General features: G+C 53.4%; 9 protein-coding genes. All 9 read right to left on the bottom strand.

Annotated elements, in window-relative coordinates:
* Positions 1–64 precede the first annotated feature (64 nt).
* Positions 65–1,036 carry a SinI family autotransporter-associated protein gene (locus ABVM99_RS13200; protein WP_023195325.1) on the bottom strand — a complete coding sequence of 324 codons (972 nt, stop codon included), beginning with the start codon at positions 1,034–1,036 and terminating at the stop codon, positions 65–67.
* Positions 1,037–1,093: 57 nt separating this feature from the next.
* Positions 1,094–3,286: an intimin-like inverse autotransporter SinH gene (gene sinH / locus ABVM99_RS13195; protein WP_001529524.1), complete on the bottom strand. Its 2,193-nt coding sequence runs from the start codon at positions 3,284–3,286 to the stop codon at positions 1,094–1,096.
* 345 nt (positions 3,287–3,631) lie between these two features.
* Complete coding sequence (locus ABVM99_RS13190) at positions 3,632–3,853, bottom strand: zinc ribbon domain-containing protein (RefSeq protein ID WP_000406469.1); 222 nt, start codon at positions 3,851–3,853, stop codon at positions 3,632–3,634.
* Between the two features lie 88 nt (positions 3,854–3,941).
* Entirely contained in the window at positions 3,942–5,414 is a 1,473-nt protein-coding gene (gene der / locus ABVM99_RS13185) for a ribosome biogenesis GTPase Der (protein ID WP_000249411.1), read from the bottom strand.
* 116 nt (positions 5,415–5,530) lie between these two features.
* Entirely contained in the window at positions 5,531–6,709 is a 1,179-nt protein-coding gene (bamB, locus tag ABVM99_RS13180; protein ID WP_001177072.1) for an outer membrane protein assembly factor BamB, read from the bottom strand.
* Between the two features lie 10 nt (positions 6,710–6,719).
* Complete coding sequence (locus tag ABVM99_RS13175; protein ID WP_000409190.1) at positions 6,720–7,340, bottom strand: YfgM family protein; 621 nt, start codon at positions 7,338–7,340, stop codon at positions 6,720–6,722.
* A gap of 13 nt (positions 7,341–7,353) precedes the next feature.
* Positions 7,354–8,628, bottom strand: coding sequence for a histidine--tRNA ligase (gene hisS / locus ABVM99_RS13170; protein WP_023195324.1), 1,275 nt, complete (start codon positions 8,626–8,628; stop codon positions 7,354–7,356).
* A 110-nt stretch (positions 8,629–8,738) separates the two neighbouring features.
* Positions 8,739–9,857, bottom strand: coding sequence for a flavodoxin-dependent (E)-4-hydroxy-3-methylbut-2-enyl-diphosphate synthase (gene ispG / locus ABVM99_RS13165; RefSeq protein ID WP_023195323.1), 1,119 nt, complete (start codon positions 9,855–9,857; stop codon positions 8,739–8,741).
* Positions 9,858–9,883: 26 nt separating this feature from the next.
* Positions 9,884–10,888: a cytoskeleton protein RodZ gene (gene rodZ / locus ABVM99_RS13160; protein WP_001090898.1), complete on the bottom strand. Its 1,005-nt coding sequence runs from the start codon at positions 10,886–10,888 to the stop codon at positions 9,884–9,886.
* Between the last annotated feature and the right edge of the window lie 120 nt (positions 10,889–11,008).

Raw genomic sequence — 11,008 nt, 5'->3', positions numbered from 1 at the left:
GCGCGGCTAAGCAAAGTGCGCGGAAAATACCACTCCCCGCGAGGAGTGGTATGTTGAGGACAACTTATTTGCGTTTGTAGTCGATGGACAGACCAAAGCCCTGGACACCGTCGCTACCCACGGTAACGCCGCCTTCCGCACCCTCGAACGCTGCTTTCGCTTCGACGTTGGTGACAGGGATGACAAGGTCTTTATCGTTCCAGCTTTCGTTGACAATACCGCCGGTACCAGTACCTGCAATTTTACTGGTGCCGACGAATTTCCAGCGGTAGTCATACTGGTCGGTAACGTTTTCACCGGCATCATAGGTGCCGTTGCCGTTCTTATCGCTCCACAGCAATACCTGATAGGTGGTATTCGTTTTGAGTGTCGTCCCTGTATTCTTCAACAGGTTGGTATTCGAACCTTTCTCATGAATAACCACATGGACGTTGTCATCCACCACCGGACCTTCCGGAATATCGTCGTCATCCCCATCCGCACCACCGCCCGCATAGGTCGACAAGTCTTTCAACAACAGTTCGGTTGCTACGGCAGGGTCACCGGTGGTGGTGGTCGGCGTGATTTTGATACCGATATAATGGTCTGCGTCACTCGCCTGAATTTCATAGGTATCGCTACCTTTGGTGCCAATCTCTTCGGGATTGCTACCATTCTGGTCGCTGTATCTCATCCACTGCACCGTCTGTTTCGTGGCGGCGTTGTCGGTGTCGAGGTCGCCTTCCGTATCGCCAATCGCCCAGTTCACCGTGACCTTATCGCCAACGTGGAACTGCTTATCGCCTTCGGTCACAATTTTACGATCGCCGCGATCGATAGTTACCGTTACGTGATCTTTGTCGGTATCCGCGGTTTTATCCGCCGCACGGGTAATCCACGGCACCGTACCCTGAATGGTACCCGTCTGTTCAGAGACAATCTGCCACTGCCCCGATTTCAGATTACCGTTTGCCGCCACCGCTGGCGCGGCGCAATATCCGGCAACTACTAATGCTAAAGCGACCTTCGTCAGCCGCCGTTTTACTGTTGCTTGCATTCAGACTCTCCTTTTTCTCCAAATTCAGCGGCTGGCTGGTCAGCCATAACGCTGACGCTATTTCTGGCTATACGTAACGCGTATGCCGTAACCCTGAACGCCATCTTCCTCATTGGCGGCAAACTTCTGCGCCGCCTCTTTATTGGTTACTGGCAGGACAAGATCTTCATTCATGGTGTTGGCCAACGCGCCGGTATGTCCGTTTGTACTCTGCCCGGTAAACTCCCACTGGTAGTCGTACAGCGCCATCTCTTCTTCCGTGAGCTGCTCGGACATCTGAAAAACATTGTCTTTATTCTTGTCGCGCCACAGCAGGAAACGGTAGGTATTATTGACCGTAGGGTGCTTATCTTCTTTGCCGATAAGGTTGACAGGGTTGGCGGCTTTGACCTGATAAATCACCGCATTCAGCGCGCTCAGGTTGTCGCCGATAAAAGTGACATCAACGTAGTTACTGTCGCCATAGGCGTCTGCTTTCGCCTTCCAGCGGAAAGTGCCTGGCAGGGTGCTGGAAAGCGTCACCGTCCCCGCTTCTTTATCACGGCTGGCAATAAACACGCAGGGGGTTTCCGTGGTGCAGGGCGTCTGGGCCAGGGTGACTTTTTTATCATTGCTGTCGTACAACTCAGGCGTCATGGCATCGTCCACCAGTTCGTTACCATTGCGATCCGTGGAGTCGCCAAAGGAATCGGTGATCAGCAGATCCATCACCACGCCGTCTTCGCCATCGGCCAGCGCACTGGCTTCATGGCTGTGATCGCTGCGATCGGTATCGGCAATGTTGTCGACGATCAGCTCAATTTTGCGATCCTGCTGGACGGTGATTTCCACCACGCCGGAGTTCTGCTTATTGCCCTTTTCGTCTTCCAGCGTCATGCGTACTTTCCAGGTGTTCAGGGCGGTACGCTGCTCTTCGGTATCGGCGTTAACCCAGGCAGGAAGCACCAGATTCCAGCTGTTATTGTTGCCTTCGGTTAACGCATTAGCTTTTACTACCGGCATCACCAGCGTACGGGCGGCGTTGTTTTTCGCCTGCCAGGAAGCAGAAATAATTTTGTAATGGTGGTTAATCAGCGCGTTGACCGTCCACTTACATTTCTCCAGCCCCACCGCGGCCTCAGGCGTATCTTCAATCACGCATTCCGGGTGTTCGTTGGTGGCGTCAGCCTTCAGCCACAACGTGACGTCCAGCGGATCTTTCTCGCGATATTCGAGAATGATGAAATTGTTGCGATCGACAAAATCGGTGCGGCTGCCCATTAAGGAGTGCTGAATTTTAACGTTTTCCGGATCGAGTTGCGCCGCCAGCGGCGTGCCTATCTGGTAGTTCACGGTCGCGTTAACGCTAAAATCGTTACTATCGCCAGTACCGGCTTTGTAATCCGTACCAACCGTGACCAGCGGTACCGGCGTATATTCCAGCCCCAAAGTGACGGCATGAGGATCTTTTTGCAGATTATCGGTGCCAAACAGCGCTACTTCATCGCCGTAGTACTGTTCGTAAACTAATTTAGCGCCAAGCTGCGGATAAAACGGCAGCCAGCTTTCCATGCGGATATCCCAGCCGCGCGCGGGTCGTTCTTCATAAAAGTCGAAATCTTCGGAGTCTTTCCAGTCAGAAAGAGGATGGTAATAGTTGCCGGAGAATTTCAGGTAATCTGTCCAGGCTTCGGTTCCCAGACCTAATCGACGGTGACCGCGCGTAAAATCGTAGTCATAGAATGCGTTGCCGCCAAGCAGCCAGTTGCCGACGTTCTGGCGCACGCCAAGCCCAAAGTTACCAATGGTGCGGTCTTCCTTACGCTGAGCCGAAATCTGGCTAAAGAAAAGCGTGCTCTGATTGTCATACCAGGGAATAAAATAATCCAGCGAACTGCCGTCCAGATCGCCGCCTTCGCCTACGGTGAGGCTGGTACGGATCTTGCCATAAGGTGACATTACGCCTTCAAGATATGACTGTGCTGAGGAAGTAATTTGGTTTTGCAAATAGCTACGCGCCTGGGATTCCAGCGCTTCCGGGGTGAGATTATCAAAGCCCTGGGTGGCGGAATTAATAAAGTAGTCAGCGCCCTGTTCTTTAAAGGACTTTCCTTTATTTTCCTGTTCTTCTTTTTTCGCGGATTCGCTGGCTAAATCAGGCAAGGAGGAGTGGCTTTCATCATTTGCAGATACAGAGTTATCTGCGCCGGAAGCCGCAACCGATACTCCAGACACTAATAGCAAAACCAGAATGCGAATCCTTCGCACCATATGATATCCCTGTCGTTAAATAAACACGCCTCGATGAAAAGATATTATATGGATGATTCAGATGGAATCATAACTAACAGACCTAAATATATTCCTAAAAAGAAAAGTTTAATATGAAACAGACTTATAATATTGATATAATAAATAAAAACAAGGCTGTTATTTATTTCTAATATTAATTTTTGGGAATAATATTCTCTATAAATAATTGAATCAATAAAAAGAATAAAATAGCCGTCGGGCAGGAGACTATGCTGATATTACGGGAGTATCGAATAACGCTTTTGCCCTTAGCCGGATAAGACGTCGGCGCCTCTGCTCTGCGGCGCAACGTCGACAGCGGTTTTATTGATCGGAAATGACGAAGTTAACCCGTTTTTTTGAAATTAAACCATGACCGTTCTGGCAAAAATAGTCCACTGCGCCGCAGGCTTTCAACACCTGTAACGGCTGGCGGCAGTCAGGACACATTGCCTGTAACGAGAAATCTTTAGCGCATGTCTCGCAATGCGCTGTATCGCCATTGCGCTCCAGCGCGTGATGGCAAACGGGGCAGGTTATTTCCATAACATTCTCCTCAGGCGCGTGACTCACTTTTACTTGAAAGGCCTGATAGCGCAGCGCTTGTCAGGCCTGGAATATTACTGAAAAAGCATTACTTGCTTTTCTTGATATGTTTCATCAGACGCTTACGTTTGCGCATTTGCGTTGGCGTCAGTGTGTTACGCTTGTTCGCATACGGGTTCTCCCCTTCTTTAAACTGAATGCGAATCGGCGTTCCCATCACTTCCAACGACTTGCGGAAGTAGTTCATCAGATAGCGCTTATAGGAGTCTGGCAGATCTTTTACCTGGTTGCCGTGAATAACCACAATCGGCGGGTTATAGCCGCCAGCATGGGCATATTTCAGTTTCACACGGCGACCGCGCACCAGCGGCGGCTGATGATCTTCCACCGCCATCGTCATGATACGGGTCAGCATCGCAGTGCTCACCCGGCGAGTGGAACTGTCGTAAGCCTCACGTACGGACTCAAACAGGTTGCCGACGCCGCTGCCGTGTAACGCAGAGATAAAATGGACGCGGGCAAAATCAATAAAGCCCAGACGGAAATCCAGCGTCTCTTTCACCTGCTCTTTGACTTCCTGGCTCAGGCCATCCCATTTGTTGACTACGATAACGAGTGAGCGCCCACTATTGAGGATAAAGCCCAGCAGAGACAAGTCCTGGTCGGAGATCCCCTCGCGCGCATCGATAACCAACAGTACGACGTTAGCGTCTTCAATCGCCTGCAACGTTTTAATCACCGAGAACTTTTCTACCGCATCGGTGATTTTTCCGCGCTTACGCACTCCCGCCGTGTCAATCAGCACATATTCCCGTTCGTCGCGTTCCATCGGGATATAAATGCTGTCGCGAGTGGTGCCCGGCATGTCGTATACCACCACGCGCTCTTCGCCGAGAATACGGTTAGTGAGTGTGGACTTACCTACGTTCGGGCGACCGACAATCGCCAGCTTTATCGGCAGGCTTTGCGGGTCAAAATCATCTTCCGGCGCTTCTTCGCCATTTTGTTCCGCCTCGAACTGCGCCCAGTATTCCGCGTCTTCATCCACCTCTTCCTGCGGCGCGACATCATCCATCCACGGCAGAAGCACATGTTCCAGCAGGCTCAATACGCCGCGACCATGTGAGGCGGCGATAGGGTAAATTTCGCCTAATCCCAGCGAGTAAAAATCGACAACCGCCTGATCGGGATCGAGACCATCTGTTTTATTCGCCACCAGGAAGGTCGGTTTTTCACGGGAACGCAGATGTTTGGCAATCGCTTCATCCGCCGGCATCAGGCCAGCGCGCGCATCTACCATGAATAACACTACATCCGCTTCTTCAATCGCCAGCAGCGACTGTTCCGCCATCCGCGTTTCGACGCCGTCTTCGGTGCCGTCAATACCGCCGGTGTCGATACAGATAAACTCGCGGCCTTCAACTTCCGCACGACCGTACTTACGGTCACGAGTCAGACCCGGGAAATCCGCAACCAGCGCATCTCGGGTGCGGGTCAGACGGTTAAATAGCGTGGATTTTCCGACGTTAGGGCGCCCGACAAGCGCGACCACAGGTACCATGTTTAAAGCCTCATTAAAAAAATCATCAGACAACGCGCGCATTTTGCGCCATTGTTAAAAACAGGAAAACGGCCCCTACACCAGGAGCCGTTTTTTAAAACGCACAACCGTGACGATTAACGCGTAATCGCGTAGACCGTACCGTCTTTGGCCTGGATGAGCAGTTTACCATCCGCCACCGTCGGTTCGGTCAGAAAACCGGAACTGTCTACTTTTTGTTGGGCCACGAAACGCCCGTCATCAACATTAATCCAGTGCAGATAACCTTCGCTATCGCCGACGACTAAATCACCATTATACAGCACCGGGGAGGTCAGCAAACGGTGCAGCAGATCGCTTTGCGTCCACAGCGTTACGCCGCCGTCAGTGGTCAGCGCCAGCACGCGATCGTTCTGATCGACCAGGTAGATACGGTCGCCGTCGACGATAAAGTCATTGACCGAACCCAGCTCGCGTTTCCACATAATCTGACCACTGCGCAGATCCAGCGCCGTTAAGTTACCATTATACGCCAACGCGTAAACAACGCCGTTTACCACAACCGGCGTGGTATCAACGTCGCTCAGACGGTCAATTTCCGTTGGGCCTGTGGCCTGGGAGATACGCTGTTGCCAAATCATCTGGCCTTGTTGCATCAACACGGCGCTGACGCGGCCATTATCACCACCAACAATAGCCGCGCCGAACGCGGTTGCCGGCGCAGATTCGCCGCGCAGCGACAGCGAAGGCATATCCAGGTTCACCGTCCATTTAATAGCGCCATCCGCCTGATTTAGCGCCTGCAACTGACCGTTGCTGGTATGGATAAGGACAATTCCATCACTGACAACCGGGCGAGACAACGCTTCGCCTGCGACCTTCGTCTGCCATGCTGTAGTGCCGTCGCTGGTATTCAGCGCATAAACCTCGGCCTTTTCACTGCCGATATAGACGTGACCGCCCGCGACCGTGACGCCGCCGGACAACAGCGCGGACGAACGAGAGAACCAGCCGTCTTTCTCGCCCAGATTCACAGACCAGATCTCTTTGCCATCATCCGCATTGAGCGCTTTTACCACGCCCGCGCGATCGGCTGCATAGACCACGTTATCTGCCATTACCGGATGAAGGTTAGAATAAAATTCGCCAATTCCGTTACCGACAGAGGTACTCCAGACAGTGGTCGGGGTAAACTGGTTTTCAACCTGCGGTAATGGAGACATCTTGACGACATCTTCTTCGCCGCTAAACAGTGAACAGCCGCTGAGCAGGGTAACGGAAAGCAACCCTGGCAGAAGTAATTTACGCAATTGCATCGGGTCCCTCTCAGATGGACAAATTATTGATTTTCATCTGCATCATTTCGCTCAACGCCGGAGAAGCATCGCTATTGACGCCCGCTTCCCATGCGCTGCGCGCGCCTTTTTTATCACCCTTACTCAGCAACGCTTCGCCGCGCAAATCAGCGACAATGGCCGTCCATCCTTCGCCTTTAACGGCATCCAGAGTTTTCAGCGCGGCGTCAGCTTGCTTAAGCTGTAACTGAACGCGAGCGAGACGCAGATTAATCACCGCTTTGAGATTTTCATCGCTGGTGGCCGCCAACCCCTGCTGCAACTGGGCTTCGGCTTTTTTAAGTTCATTCTTATCCACAAACTGCTGCGCCAGTTCCATAGACGCCAGCGCACCATAGGTATTTTTATTCTCAGCCGCGAATTTTTCAGCGGCGGGAATGCTATCCGGCTTATCGGCGCTTACCGCCGTCACCGCATTTTGATACGCCAGAGAAGCAGCACGCGCGGACTCCGTCTGATGGCTGCTCCAGTAACGCCAGCCAACCAGCGCGCCAACCCCTAAAATCACTCCGACAGCCAGCGCTTTGCCGTTTTCGGCAAAGAAGCGTTTAATCGCATCCACCTGGTCGTGTTCGTTCTCGTAAATTTCCACGCTGTCCTTCTCCTTAGCCCAATAAAGTGCGCAAATGCGCGGCGACGCTGTCCTGCGCCACTGCCGTTTGCTCACCGGAGCGCAAATCCTTCACTACAACAGTCCCATCGGCGACTTCAGATTCGCCAAGAACCAGTGCAATACGGGCGCCCCACTTATCGGCGCGGGCAAACTGTTTCTTAAAGTTGCCGCCGCCGTGGTTTGTCATTAGCTTCACGCCTGGCATTTCATCGCGCAGCCGCTCCGCCAGCGTCATTGCCGCAGACTGCGTTTGTGCGCCGGCAGCTACCAGGTATATATCGACAACAGGAGAGGCAATAAATTCCGGATTAACTGCCTGAACTAACAAAACAAGTCGTTCCAGGCCCATCGCAAAGCCCACTGCCGGGGTAGCGCGACCGCCCAGTTGTTCCACCAGACCGTCATAACGACCACCCGCACAGACGGTGCCTTGTGACCCCAGACTGTTTGTTACCCATTCAAATACGGTGCGGTTGTAGTAATCCAGACCGCGTACCAGACGCTGGTTGACGGTGTAGGCAATTCCCGCCGCGTCCAGCAATTTACACAGGCCGGAAAAGTGCTCGCGTGAATCGTCATCGAGATAGTCGCCGAGAGCGGGCGCGTCGTTGAGCAGCGCCTGCACGTCCGGATTTTTTGAATCCAGCACGCGCAGCGGATTGGTATACATACGGCGTTTGCAGTCTTCGTCCAGCGTCTCTTGATGCTGTTCGAGGAACGCGACCAGCGCATCGCGATAGTTCGCACGCGCCTCTAATGAACCAATAGAGTTCAGCTCCAGGCTAACGTGGTCAGCGATGCCCAGCGCGCGCCACCAGCGGGCGGTCAGCATAATCAGCTCCGCGTCAATATCCGGGCCTTGTAAGCCGAAGACTTCGGCGCCTAGCTGATGGAACTGACGGTAGCGGCCTTTTTGCGGACGCTCATGACGGAACATCGGGCCGATATACCACAAACGCTGTTCCTGATTGTACAGGAGACCATGTTCGATGCCGGCGCGTACACAGCCCGCCGTACCTTCAGGGCGCAATGTCAGGCTATCGCCGTTGCGATCCTCAAAGGTGTACATCTCTTTTTCAACTACGTCAGTAACTTCACCGATCGCACGTTTGAATAACGGGGTCTGCTCTACAATCGGCAAGCGGATTTCACTGTAACCGTAGCTGCCGAGCACGTTTTTGAGTGTGCCTTCAATGCGCTGCCAGATGGCGGTTTCGCCAGGCAGATAATCGTTCATGCCGCGAATGGCTTGAATGTTTTTTGCCACGTTTATTCTCTTTCTGAATATAAAAATGAACCCTCAGCGCTTCCCCGAACGAACCGGGAGCCATGCGGGTTCAATCATACACGGGAAGCGCGCCGCTTCCCATCACGTTCTTATTTTTCAACCTGCAGCACGTCAATCCGACGCGCTTCATCAAGTTGACTTGCTTTCGCGCGAATACGGGATTCAAGCTGCGCGATCATATCGTCGTTATCGAGTCTGTCCTTACGCACGCCGTCTTCATACAGGCCGCTTTTCTTATTGCCGCCCGTCACGCCCAGCGTTGATACCAGCGCTTCGCCCGGCCCGTTCACCACGCAACCGATGATCGAGACGTCCATCGGGGTGATGATATCTTCCAGACGCTGCTCCAGCGCGTTCACCGTGCCGATAACATCGAACTCCTGGCGAGAACAGGTCGGGCAGGCAATGAAATTGATGCCGCGCGCGCGAATGCGCAGCGACTTGAGGATATCGAAACCGACTTTGATCTCTTCCACCGGGTCGGCCGCCAACGATACGCGCAGCGTGTCGCCGATACCTTCCGATAACAGCAGACCTAAACCGATCGCCGACTTGACCGCCCCGCTACGCGCGCCGCCCGCTTCGGTGATCCCCAGATGCAGCGGCTGATCGATCTGTTGAGCCAACAAACGATAAGACTCAACGGCAAGGAATACATCGGACGCTTTTACGCTCACTTTGAACTGATCAAAGTTGAGACGATCGAGATAATCGACATGGCGCATGGCTGATTCCAGCAGCGCCTGCGGCGTCGGCTCACCGTATTTTTCCTGCAGATCTTTTTCCAGCGATCCGGCATTTACGCCGATACGAATAGGGATGTTTTTGTCTCGCGCGCAGTCCACCACCATGCGAATGCGTTCTTCGTTACCGATATTGCCGGGGTTAATACGCAAGCAGTCAACGCCGTATTCCGCCACCTTCAGCGCAATGCGGTAGTCGAAGTGAATATCGGCAACCAGCGGAACTGAAACCTGCTGTTTGATAAGTTTAAACGCTTCGGCGGCGTCCATGGTCGGTACAGAAACACGAACAATATCTGCGCCAACGCGTTCCAGCGCTTTGATCTGATTAACCGTCGCTTCCACGTCAGTGGTACGCGTGTTAGTCATCGACTGGACGGCGATGGGGGCGCCATCGCCAATCGGCACATTCCCAACGTAAATACGTGTCGATTTTCTACGTTGAATCGGAGCCTGGTTATGCATGAAAAATCTCCCGCGTTACCCGTCTGTTACTGCGCCGGTGTCGGTTCGGCATTAAGGGTCAGACGCGCAACCTGATTAGTTCTGATAAAGCGGCTCAGATCGACAGGTTTTCCTTGATACTGGATCTGCACCGCGGCCGGCGCGCCAATTTTAAGTTTATAAGGCGCCTGACCGGTTAGGTTTAAATTACCATCTTTACGCTGCATACCGCTAAACAGCTTTTTACCCGTGGCGTCAGTGACTTCGAGCCAGCAGTCAGCGGTAAAATTCATCACCAGCGCGTTCGGATCGGCAGCAGGCGCCGCTACGCCAGCCTGACTGGTTGGCAGCGCGGACGGCGTTTCCGTTGCCGCTGGCGCGGCAGATGTCGCAGCCGTATCGACATTCGCCTGCGAAGGCGCGACTACCGTATTTTGCGTTGCCGCCGCCGTTGGCGCTGGCGTTTGCGTCGCCGCCGTCGAATCAACCGGCGTCGCAGGAGCCGGAGCCGTTTGCGCTGGCGTCGTATCCTGGCTTGTCGCGTCACGGGTGTCCAGCGGTACGCTTTGGCCGCTGTCCTTATCTGCGTTCAGTTCAGCCGTGCTTTGATCGGCCATTGTCGTGATCTCTTCCTGCTGCGCCTTATGGTTCTGCCACCACCAGGCGCCGGTCAGCCCTACGACCACAAACAGTACCAGCCAGGTAAAAGACATTAACCAGCCGTCGCGTTTTTTACGACGCTTTCCTAATGAGAAACTCTGCATCGGGGCGACTTTGGCGGCGCGCAGCGGGGCCTGCTTTTCCAGCCCCGGCAACAGTTCCTCTTCTGGAACATGCACCAGACGCGCATATGAGCGGATATATCCGCGCAGGAAGGTTGAAGCAAGATCGGACGGCGCCTTATCTTCTTCAATATCGCGTACCGTAGAAACCTTCAGGCAAAGTCGCTCAGCGACAGCCTGCTGGCTGAGTCCGAGTTGTTCACGGGCATTGCGCAGACGAACGCCGGTGGTTTGTGCTTCATTTTGGTCGTGCGTGGCTTCAGTATTCATTCGCTACAGCTACAGGTACGTGTAAATTAGGATTCAGGCGCCGACGAGCCGTAATGCCCGCCCACACCGCGAAACATCAGGTTAGTTAACCTTAGTCAGACAGTATAAGCCTGTCAGGCC

The sequence above is a fragment of the Salmonella sp. SJTUF15591 genome, from assembly GCF_043356435.1.
Taxonomy (GTDB): domain Bacteria; phylum Pseudomonadota; class Gammaproteobacteria; order Enterobacterales; family Enterobacteriaceae; genus Salmonella; species Salmonella enterica.
Note: the sequence above shows the minus strand (reverse complement) of the source record. Positions and strands in the feature narration are given on the sequence as shown.

Bases quoted from the DNA above. Each gene is read 5' to 3' on its own strand.
- der (WP_000249411.1), bottom strand. From the start codon at position 5,414: ATGGTACCTGTGGTCGCGCTTGTCGGGCGCCCTAACGTCGGAAAATCC.
- rodZ (WP_001090898.1), bottom strand. From the start codon at position 10,888: ATGAATACTGAAGCCACGCACGACCAAAATGAAGCACAAACCACCGGC.
- ABVM99_RS13200 (WP_023195325.1), bottom strand. From the start codon at position 1,036: ATGCAAGCAACAGTAAAACGGCGGCTGACGAAGGTCGCTTTAGCATTA.
- ispG (WP_023195323.1), bottom strand. From the start codon at position 9,857: ATGCATAACCAGGCTCCGATTCAACGTAGAAAATCGACACGTATTTAC.
- sinH (WP_001529524.1), bottom strand. From the start codon at position 3,286: ATGGTGCGAAGGATTCGCATTCTGGTTTTGCTATTAGTGTCTGGAGTA.
- ABVM99_RS13190 (WP_000406469.1), bottom strand. From the start codon at position 3,853: ATGGAAATAACCTGCCCCGTTTGCCATCACGCGCTGGAGCGCAATGGC.
- bamB (WP_001177072.1), bottom strand. From the start codon at position 6,709: ATGCAATTGCGTAAATTACTTCTGCCAGGGTTGCTTTCCGTTACCCTG.